Source organism: Flavobacterium sp. ALD4 (assembly GCF_002836475.1).
Classification (GTDB): domain Bacteria; phylum Bacteroidota; class Bacteroidia; order Flavobacteriales; family Flavobacteriaceae; genus Flavobacterium.
In genome coordinates this window covers 1,141,844-1,163,444 of sequence record NZ_PJBJ01000030.1, presented here as the reverse complement: position 1 = coordinate 1,163,444, position 21,601 = coordinate 1,141,844, and the positions used below count along the sequence as shown (strand labels likewise).

20 protein-coding genes are annotated in these 21,601 nt (G+C 36.0%); 3 read left to right on the top strand and 17 right to left on the bottom strand.

Annotated features, from left to right (window positions below; translation table 11 throughout):
* Positions 1 to 71 precede the first annotated feature (71 nt).
* From CXF59_RS13820 to CXF59_RS13790, 7 genes are all read right to left on the bottom strand, one after another.
* Positions 72 to 389 (bottom strand): 2Fe-2S iron-sulfur cluster-binding protein, encoded by a 318-nt coding sequence (locus CXF59_RS13820; RefSeq protein WP_101138324.1) that lies wholly within the window; start codon positions 387 to 389, stop codon positions 72 to 74.
* Between the two features lie 143 nt (positions 390 to 532).
* A complete protein-coding gene (locus tag CXF59_RS13815; protein ID WP_101138323.1) occupies positions 533 to 772 on the bottom strand; it encodes a NifU family protein in 240 nt (79 codons plus the stop codon).
* Positions 773 to 817: 45 nt separating this feature from the next.
* Entirely contained in the window at positions 818 to 1,954 is a 1,137-nt protein-coding gene (locus tag CXF59_RS13810) for an Mrp/NBP35 family ATP-binding protein (RefSeq protein WP_198554703.1), read from the bottom strand.
* Between the two features lie 192 nt (positions 1,955 to 2,146).
* A complete protein-coding gene (locus tag CXF59_RS13805; RefSeq protein ID WP_101138321.1) occupies positions 2,147 to 2,473 on the bottom strand; it encodes an MGMT family protein in 327 nt (108 codons plus the stop codon).
* Positions 2,474 to 2,523: 50 nt separating this feature from the next.
* A complete protein-coding gene (locus tag CXF59_RS13800) occupies positions 2,524 to 3,159 on the bottom strand; it encodes a LysE family transporter (protein ID WP_101138320.1) in 636 nt (211 codons plus the stop codon).
* Between the two features lie 53 nt (positions 3,160 to 3,212).
* Positions 3,213 to 3,890, bottom strand: coding sequence for a tRNA (guanosine(46)-N7)-methyltransferase TrmB (gene trmB / locus CXF59_RS13795; RefSeq protein WP_101138319.1), 678 nt, complete (start codon positions 3,888 to 3,890; stop codon positions 3,213 to 3,215).
* A gap of 141 nt (positions 3,891 to 4,031) precedes the next feature.
* The gene (locus CXF59_RS13790; protein ID WP_101138318.1) at positions 4,032 to 4,523 is read right to left on the bottom strand and encodes a nuclear transport factor 2 family protein; all 492 of its coding nucleotides are present in this window, start codon (positions 4,521 to 4,523) and stop codon (positions 4,032 to 4,034) included.
* A 162-nt stretch (positions 4,524 to 4,685) separates the two neighbouring features.
* Here CXF59_RS13790 and CXF59_RS13785 point away from each other — a divergent pair, with 162 nt between their 5' ends.
* From CXF59_RS13785 to CXF59_RS13775, 3 genes are all read left to right on the top strand, one after another.
* Positions 4,686 to 6,296, top strand: a complete 1,611-nt coding sequence (locus CXF59_RS13785) for a murein L,D-transpeptidase (RefSeq protein ID WP_101138317.1) — start codon at positions 4,686 to 4,688, stop codon at positions 6,294 to 6,296.
* A 190-nt stretch (positions 6,297 to 6,486) separates the two neighbouring features.
* Positions 6,487 to 6,975, top strand: coding sequence for a L,D-transpeptidase family protein (locus tag CXF59_RS13780; protein WP_232758903.1), 489 nt, complete (start codon positions 6,487 to 6,489; stop codon positions 6,973 to 6,975).
* A gap of 279 nt (positions 6,976 to 7,254) precedes the next feature.
* Positions 7,255 to 8,853, top strand: a complete 1,599-nt coding sequence (locus CXF59_RS13775) for a murein L,D-transpeptidase (protein WP_101138316.1) — start codon at positions 7,255 to 7,257, stop codon at positions 8,851 to 8,853.
* 235 nt (positions 8,854 to 9,088) lie between these two features.
* Here the strand turns inward: CXF59_RS13775 and CXF59_RS13770 are convergent, their stop codons facing one another.
* The 10 genes from CXF59_RS13770 to mscL all read right to left on the bottom strand — a co-directional run bounded on the left by CXF59_RS13770 (position 9,089) and on the right by mscL (position 21,591).
* Positions 9,089 to 11,185: a prolyl oligopeptidase family protein gene (locus CXF59_RS13770; protein ID WP_232758922.1), complete on the bottom strand. Its 2,097-nt coding sequence runs from the start codon at positions 11,183 to 11,185 to the stop codon at positions 9,089 to 9,091.
* A 354-nt stretch (positions 11,186 to 11,539) separates the two neighbouring features.
* Positions 11,540 to 12,829, bottom strand: a complete 1,290-nt coding sequence (locus CXF59_RS13765) for a DASH family cryptochrome (protein ID WP_198554702.1) — start codon at positions 12,827 to 12,829, stop codon at positions 11,540 to 11,542.
* On the bottom strand, positions 12,826 to 14,364 hold the full coding sequence (locus CXF59_RS13760; RefSeq protein ID WP_232758901.1) for a cryptochrome/photolyase family protein: 1,539 nt from the start codon (positions 14,362 to 14,364) through the stop codon (positions 12,826 to 12,828). Before CXF59_RS13760 ends, CXF59_RS13765 begins: the two co-directional genes overlap by 4 nt.
* A gap of 1 nt (position 14,365) precedes the next feature.
* Positions 14,366 to 14,503, bottom strand: coding sequence for a DUF2256 domain-containing protein (locus CXF59_RS13755; RefSeq protein WP_101138557.1), 138 nt, complete (start codon positions 14,501 to 14,503; stop codon positions 14,366 to 14,368).
* Positions 14,490 to 15,224 carry a YqjF family protein gene (locus CXF59_RS13750; RefSeq protein ID WP_101138313.1) on the bottom strand — a complete coding sequence of 245 codons (735 nt, stop codon included), beginning with the start codon at positions 15,222 to 15,224 and terminating at the stop codon, positions 14,490 to 14,492. The genes CXF59_RS13755 and CXF59_RS13750 overlap by 14 nt, the downstream gene beginning before the upstream one ends.
* The gene (locus CXF59_RS13745; RefSeq protein ID WP_101138312.1) at positions 15,224 to 16,714 is read right to left on the bottom strand and encodes a cryptochrome/deoxyribodipyrimidine photo-lyase family protein; all 1,491 of its coding nucleotides are present in this window, start codon (positions 16,712 to 16,714) and stop codon (positions 15,224 to 15,226) included. Before CXF59_RS13745 ends, CXF59_RS13750 begins: the two co-directional genes overlap by 1 nt.
* A 515-nt stretch (positions 16,715 to 17,229) precedes the next feature.
* On the bottom strand, positions 17,230 to 19,440 hold the full coding sequence (locus tag CXF59_RS13740) for a TonB-dependent receptor domain-containing protein (protein WP_101138311.1): 2,211 nt from the start codon (positions 19,438 to 19,440) through the stop codon (positions 17,230 to 17,232).
* Positions 19,441 to 19,561: 121 nt separating this feature from the next.
* Complete coding sequence (locus CXF59_RS13735) at positions 19,562 to 19,912, bottom strand: hypothetical protein (RefSeq protein ID WP_101138310.1); 351 nt, start codon at positions 19,910 to 19,912, stop codon at positions 19,562 to 19,564.
* A gap of 99 nt (positions 19,913 to 20,011) precedes the next feature.
* Positions 20,012 to 21,001, bottom strand: coding sequence for an aspartate-semialdehyde dehydrogenase (locus CXF59_RS13730; protein ID WP_101138309.1), 990 nt, complete (start codon positions 20,999 to 21,001; stop codon positions 20,012 to 20,014).
* Between the two features lie 167 nt (positions 21,002 to 21,168).
* On the bottom strand, positions 21,169 to 21,591 hold the full coding sequence (mscL, locus tag CXF59_RS13725; RefSeq protein ID WP_101138308.1) for a large conductance mechanosensitive channel protein MscL: 423 nt from the start codon (positions 21,589 to 21,591) through the stop codon (positions 21,169 to 21,171).
* Positions 21,592 to 21,601 lie beyond the last annotated feature (10 nt).

The window sequence follows — 21,601 nt, the reverse complement described above, 5'->3', positions numbered from 1 at the left end:
GTATAATCTTAATTTCAGCAACGGACATAAAAATAATAAAAAAAGCGTCACATTTAATTGTGACGCTTTTTTTAATTTTCTGGAGCTAACTCTAATTCCAATCCTTCTAAACTTTCGGTAATTGGAATTTGACAACCCAATCTGCTATTTGATTTAACATAAAACGCCTCTGAGAGCATCGCTTCTTCATCTTCACCCATTTCTGGTAATAGAACATGATTAAGCACATAACATTGACAAGAAGCGCACATTGCCATTCCGCCACAAGTTCCTTCTACCGGAAGTTCGTAGGCTTTACATAGTTCCATGATATTCATGGCCATATCTGTGGGAGCCTGCAATTCATGCACTACTCCTTCTCTGTCCTTAATTTTTATTAATACATCCATAATTAAATTATAGTTATAAGCTTTTTACTTCTAGTTAATACTATTGTGTGAGTGATAAAAGTGGAAACCCTGCCGCTTTCTATTTGGAATACTACAATAGATGACACAGCCCCACTTGTTCAGCGGGGACACATCAAAAATAGTTATAGGATATTTACAACAGTTTCAATTTGTGGAGCAAACCTTTTAATAGTCGTTTCTACTCCGGCTCTCAGTGTCATTTGGTTGACGCTACAGCTGGTGCAGGCGCCTTCAAGTCTAACTTTGACATGCTTGCCTTCTTCGATGGAAACTAAAGATATATCTCCACCGTCCGAATTCAAAAAGGGTCTGATTTCTTCGAGTGCTTTTTGAACTTCTGTTGTTAATTCTTCTGTTGTCATTCTATTTTATTTAAAGATTATCATAGCGAACTATCTAATCTTATATTATTTTTTAACTGCTGAACAGCCCGCCATTGTGGTAATCTTAACAGCTTCTGAAGCAGGTAAATTTTCATTTCGTTTTACGGTTTCCTGTACAACATTACGAGTTACCTCGTCAAAAACATGTTCCACTGCAGATGCGGTTTGCATGGCTGCCGGACGCCCGTAATCGCCGGCCTCACGAATCGATTGTACAATTGGTATTCCTCCTAAGAATGGAACTCCCAAGTCTTCGGCTAAGTTTTTTGCTCCTTCTTTTCCAAAAAGATAATACTTGTTTTCAGGTAATTCTTCCGGTGTGAAATACGCCATATTTTCGATAATACCCAAAACAGGAACATTAATAGCCTCAGACATGAACATAGAAACTCCTTTTTTGGCATCAGCCAAAGCTACTGCTTGCGGTGTACTTACTACTACCACTCCCGTTATTGGCAAAGCCTGAACGATAGACAGATGAATATCGCCGGTTCCTGGAGGCAAATCGATCAACATGAAATCCAGTTCACCCCAATCTGCATCAAAAATCATTTGATTCAACGCTTTAGAAGCCATTGGCCCTCTCCAGATTACAGCTTGACTTGGCGCAGTGAAAAAACCAATCGATAGTATTTTTACTTCGTAGCTCTCTACCGGTTTCATTTTAGATTTACCGTCAACAACTACAGAAACTGGTTTTTCGTTTTCTACATCAAACATTATTGGCATGGAAGGTCCGTAGATATCAGCATCTAAAATACCAACACTAAATCCCATTTTTGCCAATGTTACCGCTAGATTTGCAGTAACTGTAGATTTACCTACACCCCCTTTACCAGAGGCTACAGCAATAATGTTTTTTATTCCCGGAATAGCTTTTCCTTTTATTTGGTTTGGATTTTCAGCCACAGCCGCTTCCACTTTGGTGTTTACTTTAACTTTTGCATCTGGCGAAACTAAGTCGTGGATTGTTTTTTTAATGTCGTCTTCTGCACGTTTCTTGATGTGCATAGCTGGTGTGTGCAAAACTAAATCAACAACAACCTCATCTCCAAAAGTGACTACGTTTGTAACCGCTCCACTTTCTACCATATTCTTTCCTTCTCCCGCTATAGTAATTGTTTCTAAAGCTTTAAGAATTTCTTTTCTATCTAATTTCATTATAATTGTACTATTTTCAATTGATATTTACAGTTGAAACGTTATCTTTATTTAAACTGATTTCAGATTGTAAAGATACTATGAAAAGTTCTTAAAATAAAGGAATTGGATTGGATTTATTGATGCCGAAATTAACACTTCTTATCCTATTACAAATAGCGCTAACTTATCAGTTGCCCATTAATTGAGATCCTAAAACTGGACTTCTGGTTCCCAAAAATGTTTTTCAAAATCTACAATTTGATTCTCGACCACTTCTATGCCTTCACTTTCTAATAATTGTTGCATCAGATTAGTACCCTCAAAATGGAATTTTCCGGTAAGCAATCCGTTTCTATTCACCACGCGGTGGGCGGGAACATCTTCCCTATTATGTGAGGCGTTCATTGCCCAACCAACCATTCTTGCTGAACGGGCCGTTCCTAAGGCTTTAGCAATAGCGCCATAAGAAGTGACTCTTCCGTAAGGAACCTCTCTTGCGACAGCATAAACCCTTTCGAAAAAATTCTCGTTTGACATAGTTCTAAATGATAACGATGGCTTACGCCTATTTGAAAGTACCCGACGAACTACTCTAAATAATACCTTATGATATTAAATAACGTAATTATCGAAATCAATCCCGTTATACTTCCAATAATAGTATTCATATTCCTTAATAGATAATCGGCTTTGTTTTCTATTTTTTGAAAGAAGGTAATGTAAAAATAAAAAACAAGAGTGGATCCTATTACCGCACCGATAACAAAAATAAGATTCGAGATGGTACTAAAAGAAAAAATATCATAGGAAGACAGCGTTATACTTACAAAAACATAATACGGGATTGGAAAGAAATTAAGTGCCGAGAGCAGCATGCCAAGAAAAAAACGCTTCTTTTTACTACTCTTCTTGATTTTTGCTTTCTTGATTTTTGGTTTTTTAGCTAACCACAAAAAATAAACGGTCAAAGCTCCAAATATCCCGAAGCCCACCTCACGCAATAAAACTACTATATCTGGTCGAATATCGATGACGCGCGCAAACAATATCGCCAAATAGGCTTGAAAAAAAATAATTATCACTGCACCGAATATGAACCAGGAGGCATTTTTTTTCCCTTCTTTCAAGTTCACTTTAGCCGCCGTCATATTGAGTAATCCTGGCGGAGTAATCCCAATTAAAGCAGTAATAAAACCAGAAAGTAAAGATATAATTAAATTCATAGGCACGGTGTCAGCATTCGCAAAAGGCTAGCAATTCAAACTTTAAAAAATAATTATTCTTTGATTTTGAATCGAATATACGTAATTGCTTTATTAACTTCTAAATATTGTTTTTCGTAAAAGGTCTGAAAGGCAGTTACTTCCTCCGGACTTCCTTCGTTGACATATACATTGTGATTCGCATACAACACTTCGTGTCCTTCACCATGAAGTAACCCAAGTGTATATCCATGCATGAATTCACTGTCCGTTTTAAGGTTTACAACACCGTCTTTTTTAAGCACTTTTTTATACAATTGCAAAAACTCCGAATTTGTCATTCTATGCTTGGTACGCTTGTATTTTATTTGCGGATCCGGGAAAGTAATCCAGATTTCGTCCACTTCATTTTCGGCAAAAATATGATTGATTAATTCGATTTGAGTTCTAATAAAAGCTACATTTTGCAAGCCTTCATCAACAGCGGTTTTAGCACCTCGCCAAAAACGAGCTCCTTTAATATCAATTCCAATGAAATTTTTATTTGGATATCTTTCCGCCAGCCCAACTGAATATTCTCCTTTACCACAGCCTAACTCCACGACTATAGGGTTGTCATTTTTAAAAAAATCTGCGTTCCATTTCCCCTTTAAAGGAAATAAATCACCCACTACTTCTTCTCTTGTTGGTTGAAAAACATTGGTAAATGTTTCGTTTTCCTCGAACCTCTTTAATTTATTTTTGCTTCCCACGATTTTTCAAATATTTTTGCAAAATTAAGGAAATATATAAGACCGAAGACCGAACGAAAGAAAAATTAATCCAAACCAGCTTATACCCTACAAAAAAAGTACTGTTTATACTAAAATATTTGGCTATCGACTCGCTTTATATTAACCCGATATCAGTTTATCTTCTATGGGCGCTTTGATTTTGATAACGGCATTCACATTTTCATTCGGAACCGTCATCGATAAAACATACTGTTTGATCTTCCATTCGCTCCCTATTTTCACCAGTACTCCTGAACCCCGGCATATTTTCATTTGCGTATTCAACAATTCATCAAACCAAGCCATCTCTTTTGTTTTATCAAAATAAATATGACGTTCCAATGCTGTAAAATTCCATGCCTTCCCTTTATCAAAATAAGGTTTTGCAAATCCTTGAAAGGCGGGTTTTCCCCAATTCTCAGTCGCATCGGTACCGATGAAAACAGCATCCTCGGTCATCTTACTAAAATAGGCGTCATACCTTGCGTCTGCTGCAGCTTTATGCCAAGAATCAAGCAATATATTGATTTGAGTGTCATCAGAGAAGATAGTGTCTTCGGTTGGCTTACAGGAAATCGTCACTACAAGTAGGACAAATATGATTTTTTTCATGAGCTAATAATTTAGATAAAAATATAAAATCTTTTGCTCTTTGAAAGAAAAAACCGAAAAACAGAATAGAATAGATCAAAAAACCTCCTTTAAACTCTTGTTGACCTCCATTTATTTTATAAAAAGCACATAATTATTTATCTTTAAGCAAATGCTAGTACCGTGAAAAATTTATTTTTATCGATTGTAGTTGTTTTATGTGGTTTTTCTCTTGCCGCTTTTTATCATTACAGAAATGACGATATACCGGCAAAGATAATTTCCATTGCCAAAATTTTTCAAAAGACTCCTGTTGAAAAATCTGTAATCCCAATTAACGAGGCTATTCTCAATTCTTTTTTTACCAAATATCCCGATTTAAAAAAATACCAATCCGATGTACTTGCTTTATATAAAAACCGAAATTACAATTCAATTTGGTATGATAAAAAAGGCCTGATTGAATTTGCTGATTTACTTTATTCCAAAGTGAACAGCTTAGAAGAAGAAGGTCTGAGATCCAGCTTAACATATTCCCCCATAATTGACGGGATATTCAATACGAATACCGCGACTGAACTTTCACAAACCGATACAGAAATACTATTAACCACTATGTATATCTTTTATGCAAAGAAAGTGTTCCTTGGAATCGATGTCACTAAAACCATCGAAATCGGATGGTTTCTGCCCCGAAAAAATATTTCATATGAGGACCTTTTGGATTCCCTTTTAGCAGACCCTAAACTTTTAAGCAAAAATGAAAAGCAACTATTTGGACAATATTACAAACTCCGTGAAGTCTTGAAAATATATAGAGCGATAGAACAAAGCGGTGATTGGAACCCCATTTACATTGATCCTTTGGTACAATACTACAAACACAATGACAGCTCAAAAACAATTGGTCAAATCAGACACCGTCTTGTTGTTATGGGAGATTTAAAGCAGGATTCTGGAAGCAACCTTTATGACGAAGAATTGATGGCAGGAGTCATGAGTTTCAAAAAAAGAAACGGATACAAAGCCAACAAAATACTTTCGACCTGGCAAGTGCAACGAATGAACATACCAATAAAGAAATACATCAGCACTATTATGGTAAATATGGAGCGCTGTCGATGGATTGACCCTAAGCTTACACAAGTCCCTGAATATATAGTTATAAACATTCCCGCTTTTAAACTGACCTACAACAGAAACGGCAAAAAAGAATTGGAATCTAATCTTTTAGTGGGTAAAAATATGACCGAAACAGTAGTCTTCAGCGGATCCATCAGTTCTATTGTTTTTAGCCCGTATTGGAATGTTCCCAGAAGTATCATCGAAAACGAATTAAAACAAGCCATATTTCAAAACGAAAATTATCTTGAATCACACGACATGGAATGGAATAATGGAAACATCAGACAAAGACCTGGATTCAAAAACCCAATGGGATTAGTTAAATTTATGTTTCCGAATTCGAATGCCATTTATCTACACGACACCCCCTATAAAAGTTTATTTGAATTTGATTACCGTGCATTTAGTCATGGGTGTATCAATATGGACAAAGCCAAGGAACTGGCAATATTAATTCTAAAAGGGGATACGAACTGGCCCCTATACGCTATCAATGAAGCTATGAAAGGAGAAAAGCAAACTATCCATATACTCACGAATGAAATCCCGATACATATTGGTTATTTTACTGCTTGGGTTGACGATACTGGAAAAATCAATTTTTATAAGGACTTATACCAACGAGACGATCGTTTAGCTGACTTATTATTTTCTAAGGATTCAGAATAAGACTAGTCAATTCTCTTAAGTCACTGCTGATTCTATTAATACCACACGCGATACATTTTTTTGTGATTCTAAACTACCATGCCAAAGGCAACTATGCAATATCATATAGACTTTTAATGTACTCTAGCATTAGTTTTAAAAGGAAGTACAAACTCCATCAGTATGAGAAAATTATTTTAACATATCGCAATTGCGTTTTTTCTGTTTTTACTTGGTACATTGTCTTGTAAAAAAAATAGGGTATCAGATAGCAATCCGATGTGGGAAAAGTGATGAATCAAACAGTGATTTTCAGCGCTCCAATAAAATCTATTTATTTGGTCTTTATTGCAATATTCCGCAGAGCATTCTGGACAAAGAAATTCTTCCCCGTATCAAAAAAAACGGACATTATTTGGAAGAATACGGTATGCAGTGGCATAACGATTACGTGCGACAAAAACCGACACCTAAAAATTCATTGGGATTAATAAAATTCTTGTTTCCTAATTCGAATGCTATTTATTTAAACGACACTCCTGCAAAAAGTCTATTCAATAAAGAAGACAGAGCATTCAGTCACGGTTGTATTCGAGTGGAAAAGCCCATTGAACTGGCAACTCTTATCTTGAAAGATGATAAAAAATGGCATAAACAAAAGATTATCAAAGCCATGAATAGCGGAGAAGAAAAATGGTAGACATTAAAAAATAAAATCCCGGTTTACTTTGGCTGTTTTGCCGCTTGGGCAGATGACAAGGAAGACAATCATTTTTATGAAACGTTTATAATAGAGATGACGAATTAGCGGCATTGCTATTTATAAAATAACGATTCACAGCTTCACAACAAGGTAATCTTTCTCACGAGGATTAATATTGACCGTTTTTTTATAACTTCCCATTTGTCAAAACGTTACTTAAAAATTACTCCCCCTTTTTTTTTGTATATTTATAGTTAACACCATAAATATATTGACATGAAACGCATACTTGTCATTTCTGTTTTTTTAATAAACAGCTTGCTAATAGTAGGATTTTCCACTACGACAACAGCGAGTAGTTTTTCGTCAGTGTCTGCTGCTCTCAATTACCAAAAAATTCCTTCCTTCCCACCAATACCATTTGACAGTACTTTAGTAGCCCCTTTTTTTGTTAAATATCCAAAGTTTAAATACCTCAAACCGGAAGTTGTCCAACTCTACAAGAAACACGATTACCAGTTTCTTTGGCATGACAGCAATGGCATGAATGAGTTTGCAGCCTTATTATACAACAAAGTCAATAATTTAGAGCAGGAAGGACTTAAAATACGTGTACCCTATGCAGAAAAAATACAAACTATTTTTCAGGATACGGAGAATATAAACAAGTCAGATCTGGAGGTGGAACTTCTTATGTCTTCTCTTTATTTTTTTTATGCTGATCGCGTTTTTAAAGGATTAGATGCGAAAAAAACGGTAGAACTAGGTTGGTATCTACCCCGAAAAAAACAATCGTATGTCAATCGATTGGACTCCTTGCTTCAGGACCCCGGCTTACTCAACAAACAGCTAAAAGACCTTCCCGGGCAATATTACCTTTTAAAAAAGGCACTTCAAAATTACCGTGACATTGAAAAAAAAGGGGGTTGGGACCCAATTATTTTTTCCAAAAAATTAAAATCCCTGAAACCCGGAGATACTTCCGATGTCATCTTACAAATTAGAAACCGTCTGTTTATTACCGGAGATTTAATAATAGATTCTAAAAAAAACATCTTTGATAATTACTTAGTGGAAGGTATCCTAAAGTACAAAAAACGCAACGCATTCAATCCGGATTCCTTACTGTTGCCCAAACATATTACGAATATGAATATACCCACACACGACCGCATCAAGACTATTATGGTCAATATGGAGCGCTCGAGATGGATTTCGCCCAGTTTAACAAAAATAGAACAATCTATAGTGGTGAATATCCCTTCCTTTATCCTAACTTATTTCAAGCAAGGCAAGCCCCTACTCGTCTCCAGAGTTGTCGTAGGCAAATCCATGAATAAAACGGCTGTGTTCAGCGGCCAAATGAACCAAATTATATTTAGTCCCTACTGGAATGTACCATCAAGTATTTTAAGAAAAGAAATTTTACCGGCTATTGCCAGAAACAGTAACTATCTAGCAAAACACGATATGGAATGGGTTGGACATCGAGTGCGGCAAAGACCCGGACCACAGAACGCCTTGGGTAAAGTGAAATTTGTTTTTCCAAATTCCCATATTATTTTTATGCATGATACCCCATCAAAAAGTTTGTTTGACGAAGAACAAAGGGCATTTAGTCATGGTTGCATTCGTTTAGCTCGTCCAAGAGATTTAGCGATCGAAGTTTTAAAGGACGATAAAAACTGGACAGTCGAGAAAATAGATGCCGCCATGAATAGACAAGTCGAGAAAACTTACAATCTAAAAACCCGAATCCCAGTATACATAGGTTATTTTACGGCTTGGGTTGATAGCGACGGTCAAATTCATTTTTATGAAGATATTTATGGACACGACGAACGCTTGTCTAAAATATTACTTTCCGACTTATAAAAAACGAGCCGCTATCTGCTTTAACTTATGCAAATACAAAACGCCAATCTCTCGGTTGGCGTTTTGTATAAAAAATAGTTCTTTGTGTTTCTATTTCCCATTCCTAATTGAAGCGGGATCTCCCGAATTAGCAAAAGAGGGCATAGACCATAGTTTTTGTTATCGTGAATACAGTGCTTAAAAGCGTCGGGAGTAGTCCCGATAGCTATCGGGATAGCTTCAAATAAAATCTAAATTATTTTAATTTTGGCAATTCTTTGAATCCCATATTGTACAGCGTAAACGCCTGAATATCGACATTTTCTTGGATAGTCGCTGCCAATGATTTACCGGCACCGTGGCCTGCTTTTACATCAATGCGAATTAAAACCGGACTATTTCCTGTTTGTTTTTCCTGTAACTCCGCCGTAAATTTAAAACTGTGCGCAGGCACCACTCTATCATCGTGATCCCCGGTGGTGACCATAGTAGCTGGATAGTGTGTTCCCGCTTTTACGTTGTGTACCGGAGAGTAGCCTTTGATATATTCAAACATTTCTTTGCTGTCTTGTGCTGTTCCGTAATCATATGACCAACCTGCACCTGCCGTAAAAGTATGGTAACGCAACATATCCATCACTCCCACTGCCGGCAAAGCTACTTTCATCAATTCTGGACGCTGTGTCATCGTTGCCCCTACTAATAAACCTCCATTTGACCCGCCACGAATTGCAAGGAACTCGGAAGAAGTATATTTTTGAGCAATCAAGTATTCGCCCGCCGCGATGAAATCATCAAATACATTTTGCTTTTGCATTTTGGTCCCTGCATCGTGCCATTTTTTTCCATATTCTCCTCCGCCACGCAAGTTAGGTACGGCATAAACCCCTCCATTTTCTAACCATACCGCATTAGCGATACTAAAGCTTGGCGTTAGACTCACGTTAAAACCTCCATAACCATAAAGTATTGTTGGATTTTTACCGTTCAATTTCACACCCTTTTTATAGGTAATCATCATTGGGATTTTAGTTCCGTCTTTTGAAGTATAAAAAACTTGTTTGGATTCAAAATCTTCACTTTTAAAGTCCACTTTTGGTTTTTGATATACTGCTGATTTTCCTTTTTTAGCTTCAAAGGAGTATATAGTTCCTGGCGTAGTGTAATTAGTGAAAGAATAATATAAAGTTTCCTCTTTTTTCTTACCACTAAAACCACCTGCAGATCCTAATCCAGGCAATTGAATTTCGCGTAACATTTTACCACTATAATCATATTGTTTCACTACCGAAACGGCATCTTTCATATAATTGGCAAAAATAAACCCGCCACCGGTAGAAGGCGACAAAACGTTCTCCGTCTCCGGAATAAAATCAACCCAGTTTGATGGCGATGGGTTAGTGGCATCTGCAGTTACAATACGTTTGTTAGGTGCATTTAAGTCGGTTTCTATAAATAACTTGGTTCCCTCATTATCAATTACACTGTTATCGCTGTTGAAATTATCTACGATCGTACTAATCGGGCTGTCTTGCTTCGTTAAATCTTTGATATATAATTCATTCCCATACGTAGAATTAGCAGCCGAAATTACTAAATAGCGATCATCCTCCGTCACATAACCTCCAATGTACCTGCGTTTCTGGTCTGCGCCAAAAATTACACGATCCTCTTTTTGAGCTGTTCCCAGTTTATGGAAATATAATTTGTGTTCATCTGTTTTGGCAGACAATTCACTCCCTTTTGGTTTTTCGTAACTGGAATAATAGAATCCTTCACTCCCTCTCCATGACAATCCGCTGAATTTCACGTCGATCAAAGTATCTTCAATCACTTTTTTAGATATCGCATCCATAATAATCACTTTTCTCCAGTCGCTTCCTCCTTCAGAGATTGCATAGGCTACTTTTGAGCCGTCCTTTGAAAAATCAATTCCTCCAAGTGAGGTTGTTCCGTCTTTAGAAAAAGTATTGGGGTCCAAGAAAACCTCTTCCTTACCAGAAGCATCTTTTCTATACATTACCGACTGATTTTGTAATCCGTCATTTTTAGAATAATAAGTAAAGTTTCCCTCCTTTGAAGGAGCGCCTATTTTTTCATAATTCCACAGTTTCTCCATGCGGTTTTTAAGTGCTTCGCGAAAAGGAATTTGGTCTAAATAACCGTAAGTCACTTTGTTTTCAGCTTTAACCCAAGCTGCTGTTTCTGCAGAACGATCGTCTTCTAACCATCGATAAGGGTCTGCGACTTTAGCTTCAAAGTACTGATCTATCGTTTCTCCTTTTTTAGTTTCTGGATAGTGGATTGGTTTTTGATTTTGGGCAAAAGAAGCTATCGTAGGTAATACTGCCATTATTAGAATTAGTTTTTTCATTAGTGTTTTTTTGTTGGTTATCAAAAATAAGCAAATTGTCTGGCTTTCTTGCATTAATAAAAGGGTACTGAGATAGGTCGTTAAAAGCGGTTATTTGTTACGAATTTTAAAATATCTAAGTTAATAGAAGCTTGGTGTAAAAACTATTTCACAGAGACGCACAAATTTTAAAAAATTAAAACCATCAAGGAATTAATAAAATTAATCCAACAGTTAAAAAATATCAATAGGTGTGAAAACCCAATCTCAAATAGCGTATAAACTTATATGGTTGATCTGATATAAAAGCTTAATGAATCATTGCGATTACTTTGTGACTCTTTTCAAAGCAATTTATTGCAACCACAAATCCCGGAAACTCCTATCCTTATCATAATCATTCGCTTGTTTTTCAATATTAAAATAACGGTGTTTTCTTGGGTCATTCCCCACGCCCGCCAAGTAAGCCCAATTGCCCCAATTACTGCAAACATCGTAATCTATTAATTGAGATTCAAAATAAGCAGCTCCTAGACGCCAATCCATATTGAGCTCATTACAAAAATAGCTCGCCACATTTTGTCTACCCCTATTGCTCATAAAACCAGTTTGTTTCAATTCTATCATATTAGCATTGATAAAATCAGAAGGAGTAGCACCATTTTCCCATTGTGAAAACAGTTTGTTACTCAAGGATTCTGAATTTTCTTTTTCGCCCTTTATACCCGCATATAAGAAAAATTTAGTCTGGTATTTTTTGAACATAAAGCGAAAGAAATCACGCCATAATAATTCAAAAATCAACCAATACGTGGAATCATTGGCCCCATTTTCATTTTCATATACCCTTATTTCTTTATAAATAGTCCTAGGTGAAATACAGCCCATAGCTAACCAAGCCGAAAATTTTGAAGAGTACCCTTCGCCCACCATTCCATTTCTGGTTTCTTTGTAGACAGAGAGATTTTTCGTTTCAAAAAAGTAATTATTTAATCGCTTCATTGCTGCCGTTTCTCCTCCTTTGAATTGAATTGCGGCACGCGAGTCTATTTCAGAAAATTCCAGGCCTAACTCTTGTAAAGTAGGTAAAATCATTTCAGGAATATCTGGAGAGGTCATCGCTAGTGGGCTATCAAAAACAGCTCTTACTGTAGCATCTAGTTCTGTTTTTTTTCTAAAATTAGTAAAAACATCTGGAATGTCTTTTATAGCAAACGGCAAGTCTTCTGCATGATACAAAGTACTACTGCTAAAGGTTTCTAGTTCACAACGCAATTTAAAAAGGGCTGTTTGAACCAAAGTTTCTGTTTCCTTTTCTTCATATGCTACTTCGCGTTTAGCAAAAACTTTTAAGACTTTATATTCTGCTACAATTTTGGGAATTTCCTCTTCTGGCTTCCCTCTTAAAATCATCAGGCCCGAGCCTATTTTACGCAAATTAGCGTCTAAATCTTGTAACGACTCCAATAAAAATTGGGCTCTGTAATTACCCGTTTTTTTAAAACCATAGCGAGTTGTTACAAAATCTGCATCATCAAAGCAATACACAGGTAACACTTTTTCGCCTTGTGCGATTGCTTTTACAAGTGCTTCGTTATCATATAATCGTAAATCTGTTTTAAACCACACTATCGCTGTTTTCATAATTCATTTATTTTTTTTAGATAATAATCAGCTTGTTCTAATAGAGCCACTTTTGATTCGGGCTTCATCTTATTCCAAACATTATACATCATTCCAATTCTTGGGTTTTTCGCTAATTTATCCTCATTTTTATTATAAAAATTCCAATACAAACTATTGAACGGACACGCTTTTTCACCCGTTTTTACTTCTTTATCATAAAAACAATCGCCACAATAATGGCTCATTTTATTAATATAAGATGCCGAACTTACATACGGCTTTGTCCCTACGATCCCGCCATCTGCAAATTGACTCATCCCACGCGTATTTGTAATTTCTACCCACTCAATAGCATCAATGTAAATCCCGAGATACCAAGCGTCTAATTCGTCAGGATTAATGCCTGCTAAAAGCGCAAAATTTCCCGTTATCATTAATCGCTGAATATGATGTGCATATCCATAGTTTAAAGACTGATTTATAGTATCTCTTAAACAATGCATTTTAGTTTTCCCGGTCCAAAACCAATCTGGTAACTTTTCTTTATTGTTGAAAAAATTCATGCTAGCATAATCTGGCATTTTCAACCAATAAATTCCCCGCATATACTCACGCCATCCTATTATCTGACGTACAAACCCTTCTAATTGATTGTATTCAATTTCGTCAGGTCGCTTTTCCCATTCCTGTATTGCACTAGCAATTACTTCTTGTGGTGAAATCATTTTTATATTCATCGAAAATGAAATTCGCGCATGATATAAAGACCATTCGTTCGGCGACATCGCATCTTGATAACTACCAAATAAAGGCAAACACTCGGCAAGAAAAAAATCGAGCAACTGCAACGATTGTTCTCGGTTCACTGGCCAAACAAAATTAGTAGCATCAACATTTCCGATGGTTTTAATATCTGTTTTCTTTATTTCCTCAAAAACCTCCGAAACATCATTATCAAAAACTAACGGCGGCGTCGGTTTATGATTTTTAGGTAACTTTTTACGATTCTCTTTATCGTAGTTCCATTTTCCTGTTACTGGATTATTCCCATCCATTAAAACATTGTGCTTTTTCCGGAGCATGCGATAAAAGTTTTCCATCACAAAAGTTTTCTTCCCTTCAAAGAACTGTGCTAGCTCCACACGAGAGGTGAAAAAATGTTCCGTATCTACTGCTGAATGTTCGATTGAAATCGAGTTACATAGATTTGTCAAAACCACATCAACCCTGTATTCATCTGGAAGTTGGTACTCAAAATGAGTGAAATTATGTTTTACAATCAGGCTTTGAATGTTTTTTTCAAATGACTGTAAGTTATTTTCATCCACTAGTTTAATATAAATAACCTGATGATTATTTAACTTTAGCGCTTCGCTAAAATTTCTCATTGCGGAATAGGTCCCGACTACTTTTTGAATATGATGCGCTACATAATCAGTCTCTGTTCGAATTTCCATCAAAACATAAGTAACCGCGTCATCCGTGTTTTTAAACCAAGAATGATTGCTATTTAGTTGATCGCCAAGAATTAATCTTAAAGTCTTATTTGCCATATTATTTGTTACTTCTGCATTTATCACTACAATATTTTACCTCATCCCAAACCTTTTCCCATTTTTTCCGCCAAGTGAAAGGTTTGTTGCATACCAAGCATATTTTAGTTGGTAAGTTTTGTTTTTTAACTCCTTTCATCATCTAGATTTAAGCGGTTTCTTTTCCATTCTATGCCCACTGCTGAACCTTCTGCTATAAAAACTGCTTCTGGCTCTGTATCATTTAAGACCTCAAAAGCATCACCATACATTGCTTTAAAATCGCAATCAATTTTATACTCTAGCACTTGATTTACACGCCAGCTCGGATGTTGCAATTTATATTCTTCCGTATTATTTTCGTCAATTTTAGTGTATCCATAATAATGTTCAAATATGAATTTCTCTAAAGAGGGGCTTTTCATCACCTTAGACGCTACAGTTGCTTCTACATAAATACTATTCCATTTTTTATTTAAGAGCCATTCAAAATTTACTTTTTGACTTTTAGTATCCCTAGTTATTTCATGCCTCGTCGGGACAACGGTGTAATGCTCCTTGTATAATTTATTGGCCATCCAAGCCACAATGGGATACGGGATGGTTTCATTTATAAAAACCACACCCCGCTTTAATGTGCCACCCTCTTTTCGAACTACATAAAATCGTAAATTGATTTCTTCAAAATTGCCAAACCATGGGATTGGAACATTGAATAGCTTGATTTTCTTAAACATAAACCCCACCAGACTCATGTACGCTTTACCATTATACAAATCAAGCTCCACTCCTTTAGGTAAGAAAGGAAGTAGTATTTTAGGATCAATTTCATAATTAGCCATTATGATGTTTTCCCAGTTTGCTTTTAAAAAAATAGTCATTACAGTTTTGTTTTTCTTGTTTTCCGATTCGGATTAGAAACATGCTTTTTCAAAATTCTTTTCCCCTCCTCTTTCACTTCGTCTTTTTTACGAAAACTCCAGACAATGTCACTGGCATACCTTCTAGTTTCTTCAATATTTACAATGGGAGCAGGATAGTCAATACCTATTTCGCAATCATAAAATTGTTGTTCAATCATATTTAATTTCCAAGGCTCATGAATTAGATTCACCGGAATTCCAGCCAATTCAGGCAGCCATTGTTTTATAAAAACACCATCCGGATCGTGATCTTCAGAATTTTTTATTGGGCTATAAATTCTAATAGTATTAATTCCTGTTGTTCCTGATTGCATTTGAACTTGTGGGTAATGAATTCCTGGTTCGTAATCCAAAAATTGTCTCGCCAAAAAATGCAGCTCCCGCCAATCTTGCCATAAATTGAAAGTAAAAAACGAAACCACCATAGCCCTCATCCTGAAATTAATATATCCCGTTGCAACTAAGCATCGCATGCAGGCATCTACTATAGGCACCCCCGTTCTTCCTTCTTGCCAGGCTTTTATGTAGTCTTCGTTTTTTGGCTTAATTAGCACATCATACGCTCTATTTACATTTTCAAATTCCATCCTACATTCATCTTCAAATTTTTGTATAAAATGGCAATGCCAATGGAGTCGAGATACAAAATTGAGAATCGCTCGTTTGTTTTTAGAATTCTCATAATGCTGATTCGTGTATTGATAAATCATACGCATACTGATGTTCCCGTATGCCAAATAGGGCGACAAGCGGCTACAGCCTTTCCTACTCAATGCCGGTTTAGAAATATGCTTACTATAATTGACATAGCGTTCTTTTACAAAGCTATCTAAATAGCGCCAAGCAAGATGTTCCCCTCCTTGCTGAAAATCTTTATTTCTGGTTGTAACACACTCAGGAAGGTTTTCTCCCCTTACCGAATCATAAAAAGCATCTTCCAGTTTTATTAATTTTAAATCCGCTTCGTTAATAATTTTGGGTTCGGCACGCATAACATCTTCCCATCGTTTATCCCAATGCTGTCTTGACTTCAACCTTCTTATAACACCATGCATTTGTGACTCCTTCCAGAGGATATTGTTTTTTTGAAAAAAAGCTTTCATGGCTAAATCTCTGTCGAACGTGAGCTTATTACCAATTTCTTGATGCGAAAAAACCGTGTTTATATCATAGCGTTTTAGCAACTCGTCAAAAACAGGCTCTACTTCACTGTGAAAAAAATATATTTTAGAATTTGCGGTATTTAACTTGGCTTGTAAGTCTTGAACAGATTCATAAATAAAACGCCAATGCCGAACATCAGCGTCGTCGTAATTCATTACCGTAGGTTCAAAAAAATAAACGAACAACAAAGGTAATCCCGAATTATGCGCAGCAAATAAAGCTTCGTTATCTACGAAACGTAAATCTCTTTTGAACCAAACAATATTTATTGCAGTTTTAAGCACTCTACTTGATTTTTATTGCTGTTATTCAATCTGTCTTCTATTTTAATTAGAAAATAATATTGTTTAACCTCTTCGTGTATCTGTTAAACAAAGATACGGAACTTAGAATCAAAATGGGGTTGAAATTTTAAAACATATAAATGATTTATCTTTTTTTAATTTATGGTAGCGAAAATATGCTTCACAGAGATACGCGGAGGTAAGGCAGAGAGTCGCAAATCTTAAAACTATTAAGAAATTAAGCCAACTCTTAATGCCTCTTACTCTCAAAATGATTTACAAAAAGTAAGCCCAAAACTCATCACACTTATATGACTGATATGGTAAAAAAATCACCCAACACTTAATAATCCTTAATTTCTAAATGTTTAAAAACTCTTTAAAAAACTTAGCGTTTGCTTTGCGAAGCTTTATGTAATTCTCCTTTTCCGAAAAAGCCAATAAACATTTCGAAATTAGATCATAAAAAAAGCGCTACCCTTTCGGATAGCGCCTCATTATATACTGTTGTTTTTTTATAAATCGAAATTTACCCCAAGGACGATATTGCGTCCTATGTTTGGAATTCCATCATTTTTTAAACGAGAAAGATGAGCAATATAACTTTTATCAAACAAATTATTTCCGTTTAAATTGATGTCGAATACCGTTTCACCAAGTTTTACGGTTCCTCCAAAACCAAGATTAACCAAAGTATATCCATTGGATTCTGTTTCAAATCCGCTAACATTATTTTGATTGAATGTGCTAGTAAAATTCAAAGTAGCATAACCCGCTTCAAACCAGTTCTTGATTCTGAATTCGGTTCTAATAGTATTACTCCAATTATTAGCTGGAATCAGCGGCAAATAGTCCCCATTCTGTTTCTTACCAGTAACAGTTTCAAAACTAGTTTCGTAGTGCAACCAGTCTAAAGGATGTGGGTGAAAATGTAATCCTATTTCGCCCCCGTATAATTTGGCATTATTTTGAATATAATCAAAAACATCATTATTGTCACGTTGAGTTCCTGTAGGCGCCGTATAAATATAATTATTGATGTGATTGTAAAAACCATTTACAAAAAACTCAAAATGACTATTGTTGTATTCTAAATTAATATCAGACTGTACATTTTGTTCTGTTTTCAAGTCACTGTTACCTACTTCATAGCGGTTGGTTCCTTCGTGAACTCCATTGGAAGTCAATTCGGCTAAATTAGGCGCCCTAAATCCTGAAGCCAGGTTCAGTCTTAAAGTCAAATCCTCAGCAAGATTCGTTTTGTACCCTAAGGAAGCATTAAAACTATCGAATGATTTATCGACGGCTTTAAAATAACCTTCTTCTCCCACTGTTCCATTTTCAGTTGTAGCTATTTTTCTATTATCAAAACGCAAACCTGCCTGAAGTGCACTGTTGTTGTCCCATTCGTAATTAATAGTTCCAAAAACTCCAAAATCATTTGTGGTAGCATCTGGGATCAAGTATTCCTCTCCTAAATTAGAATTGGTTTGGTGCATTCCTTGAATTCCCAAAATTGATTCCAGTTTACCCATTTTAGGTAAATGGTACTTCGCATCGTAATTAAAAGTTTTCAGTTTCATACGTAGACCTGCTACATCACTATCCTCGAATTCGCTTCGGTCATTAGCTACATATCCTAAATCAAAATCCAGCTTTGAATCTTTTAGATAGATCACTGAATTCAAACTCAACAGATGGTTGAAAACCCCTTGCCGCGGAAATGTTGTGTTTTTACTTGACGTTTGTTCTGCTATTCCATCCTCTGGAATTCCTAAATCTAATTTGTTATAATTGTATCGAAGAATCGAAGAAAAGCTGGAGTTACTATAGCCAATTCCAGTTTTAAAATCCGTTTCATTGTAACGGGTATTGGTTACTCGATCCCCTCCCGATATTCGATAATCAGAATGCGTATTGTAACTTCCTCTGGCAATAAATTTCCAGTTTTCAGTAGACGTTTTTAACCCCAAAGAAGAGTTACTCCCTAAAGTATTAGAAAACAACTTCTGACTGAAATTAGCTTTAAAAGTATTCGCATCTGCAAATTTCTCCGGATTAAAATACAAAACACCGCCCAGGGCATCTGAACCATACAATAGAGACGCAGGACCTTTGATTACCTCAACGCTTTCTACTCCGGCATCATTTAACCCTAAACCATGTTCGTCTCCAAACTGCTGGTTTTCCATTCGAACCCCCTGTGAATAGACTAAAACGCGGTTTCCGCTTAAACCACGGATAACCGGTTTCCCTATCGATGTTCCAGTAGAAACCTGAGATACTCCGGGAATAGTTGCCAATCCTTCTATTAAGGTTGCTGTTCCTTTTTGCTGTAATTCCTTAATGGTTTTATGCTCTACCTTCATCACATTTTGTGATTGTATTTTATTGAAAGCAGTAGATACGATTACTGCATCCATTTGAAAAACGGTTTCTTCTAGTATTATATCAAGTGGGGTTTCTTTTTCAAGTCCTTTTATAGTTTTATTTTGAGTTATGAACCCTACGGAAGTAAAACTCAACTTTACGGTGCCATTGGGAAGGTTCGTCAAACTGAATTTTCCGTTTTCATCAGTCGTAGTTCCTTTATGTAGCTCAGGCGCATACACCGATACGCCGCTTACAGGCTGATTTGTCATATCCGTTACCGTACCTGAGACTGAATTTTGTGCGTGAAGCACTGCTGAAAACCCTAATAATAAGGTGATTATAATTTTTCTCATCAAAAAATGATTGTATTGTGCTCAAACAGGATCTTAAAGAAGGCCACTGAATTGCAATTATTTAAATAGTAAAACATCTCCAACAAAACCTTCGTAAGAATTGGTTGGAGAAAAAAGTAATTTAAATAATAACCGAAGGCGGACCCCGAAGACAATACAAACTACCTGAAAAAGAAACAATCGCTCTAGCAGTTTTGTAAAAATAAGGTGCTACTTTGTAATTTGAAATGAGTGTGTAGGCCAAAACCTTTGGAGCTACATAAGAGCCAAAAGTGAAATGGCATACTTTACAAGTGTCGAAACTATGATGCTTATGTGTGATTTGAGCAGTAGTTCCATTCTGTTTGTGATGGCATTCCGTTTGAGAAAATTGCTTGACAAAATGCTCATACGTATGAATGCACTGAAACAGTATTGAAAACAATAACGTCAGTGCCAAAGAAATACTAATTATAAGTTGCTTCTTTTTCATTGCATGCAAATGTAAGAAAACATCAAAGAGAAAACCATCTATTTTAACAAAACTAAAAGATTGTTAAAATAGATGGTTTAGAATATAATACTAAATTAATTAAACCAATTTAGACGCTACTAAGTATTCAGCAATTTGAACCGTATTTGTGGCCGCACCTTTTCTTAAATTGTCAGCAACAATCCACATATTTAATGTATTAGCCTGACTTTCATCGCGACGTATTCTACCCACAAAAACATCATCTTTTCCTTGTGCATACATTGGCATTGGGTACGTATAAGTATCATTGTTGTCCTGTACTACAACACCGTCTGTATGATGCAATAAACTTTGAATGTCTGAAACTTCAAAGTCATTCGAAAACTCCACGTTTACTGCTTCGCTGTGTCCACCAACTATAGGCACACGCACCGCAGTTGCCGTAACAGCAATTGTTTTGTCGTCTAATATTTTTTGAGTCTCACGAACCAATTTCATTTCTTCTTTAGTGTATCCGTTTTCTTCAAATGAATCACATTGTGGAATTGCATTTCTATGAATCGGGTATTTATAAGCCATTTCCCCTTGAACTCCTGCATATTCATTTTCTAATTGCTCTACCGCTTTTACACCTGTTCCAGTAATCGACTGGTAAGTGGAAACGACAACACGTTTGATATTGTATTTTTTATGTAAAGGCGCTAAAACCAACACCATTTGGATTGTCGAACAATTAGGGTTCGCTATTATTTTATCTTCCTTTGTCAAAGAAGCAGAATTGATTTCAGGAACGATCAATTTTTTTGAAGGATCCATTCTCCATGCTGATGAGTTATCGATAACGGTTGTTCCGGCAGCAGCAAATTTTGGAGCCCACTCCAACGATGTTTCACCACCTGCAGAAAATAAAGCAATATCTGCTTTCATATCCACTGCGGTTTGCATTCCTACTACGGGATAACTCTTTCCTTTAAATTCAATAAGTTTACCCACTGATTTCTCAGAAGCAACGGGAATCAATTCAGTTACAGGAAAATTTCTCTCTGCCAATACTTTCAACATTACTTCGCCAACCATTCCGGTAGCACCTACAACTGCTATTCTCATAGTATATATTTATTATAGAATTCTTAATTTGAATTACAAAAGTAAGTATTATTCAAATCATAACAAGACGCTTAACAATAAATAACAAAATGTTACAATTATAACATTAGAGAAAAGCCTCCCGCTTTAAAGAATAGTTAAGTGGAAAACATAGTATAGTGGTATTCTTATTTTTTCAATAAATCTCTAATTTGAATCAGCAATTCTTCTTGAGTAGGTCCGGCAGGTGCTGCGGCTGCGGGCACAACCACTTCTTTCTTTTTCATTTTTTCAGCAGCTCTCAAAATGGTAAAGACAAACAATGCAATAATAACAAAATTGATGGTAGCCTGCAGTAAATTACCATAGGTGATAACAGCAGCCCCTATTTCTTTAGCTGCATCTAAGCTCTCATAATGGTTTCCATCCAGCGCAATGAATTTTTGGGTAAAATCAACACCACCGGTTACTAAACCAATAATTGGCATAATAACATCTTCAACAGCAGAGGCTATAATTTTTCCAAATGCACCACCAATAACAACGGCAGTGGCTAAGCTTAATACATCCCCTTTCATCAAAGAGACCTTAAAGTCGCTAAAAAATCCCATAACTTCCAGT

Bases quoted from the DNA above. Each gene is read 5' to 3' on its own strand.
- CXF59_RS13815 (WP_101138323.1), bottom strand. From the start codon at position 772: ATGACAACAGAAGAATTAACAACAGAAGTTCAAAAAGCACTCGAAGAA.
- CXF59_RS13800 (WP_101138320.1), bottom strand. From the start codon at position 3,159: ATGAATTTAATTATATCTTTACTTTCTGGTTTTATTACTGCTTTAATT.
- CXF59_RS13810 (WP_198554703.1), bottom strand. From the start codon at position 1,954: ATGAAATTAGATAGAAAAGAAATTCTTAAAGCTTTAGAAACAATTACT.
- CXF59_RS13775 (WP_101138316.1), top strand. From the start codon at position 7,255: ATGAAACGCATACTTGTCATTTCTGTTTTTTTAATAAACAGCTTGCTA.
- CXF59_RS13730 (WP_101138309.1), bottom strand. From the start codon at position 21,001: ATGAGAATAGCAGTTGTAGGTGCTACCGGAATGGTTGGCGAAGTAATG.
- CXF59_RS13735 (WP_101138310.1), bottom strand. From the start codon at position 19,912: ATGAAAAAGAAGCAACTTATAATTAGTATTTCTTTGGCACTGACGTTA.
- CXF59_RS13740 (WP_101138311.1), bottom strand. From the start codon at position 19,440: ATGAGAAAAATTATAATCACCTTATTATTAGGGTTTTCAGCAGTGCTT.
- mscL (WP_101138308.1), bottom strand. From the start codon at position 21,591: ATGGGATTTTTTAGCGACTTTAAGGTCTCTTTGATGAAAGGGGATGTA.
- CXF59_RS13820 (WP_101138324.1), bottom strand. From the start codon at position 389: ATGGATGTATTAATAAAAATTAAGGACAGAGAAGGAGTAGTGCATGAA.
- CXF59_RS13770 (WP_232758922.1), bottom strand. From the start codon at position 11,185: ATGGCAGTATTACCTACGATAGCTTCTTTTGCCCAAAATCAAAAACCA.
- CXF59_RS13755 (WP_101138557.1), bottom strand. From the start codon at position 14,503: ATGAAAGGAGTTAAAAAACAAAACTTACCAACTAAAATATGCTTGGTA.
- CXF59_RS13790 (WP_101138318.1), bottom strand. From the start codon at position 4,523: ATGAAAAAAATCATATTTGTCCTACTTGTAGTGACGATTTCCTGTAAG.
- CXF59_RS13765 (WP_198554702.1), bottom strand. From the start codon at position 12,829: ATGAAAACAGCGATAGTGTGGTTTAAAACAGATTTACGATTATATGAT.
- CXF59_RS13760 (WP_232758901.1), bottom strand. From the start codon at position 14,364: ATGGCAAATAAGACTTTAAGATTAATTCTTGGCGATCAACTAAATAGC.
- CXF59_RS13750 (WP_101138313.1), bottom strand. From the start codon at position 15,224: ATGACTATTTTTTTAAAAGCAAACTGGGAAAACATCATAATGGCTAAT.
- CXF59_RS13805 (WP_101138321.1), bottom strand. From the start codon at position 2,473: ATGTCAAACGAGAATTTTTTCGAAAGGGTTTATGCTGTCGCAAGAGAG.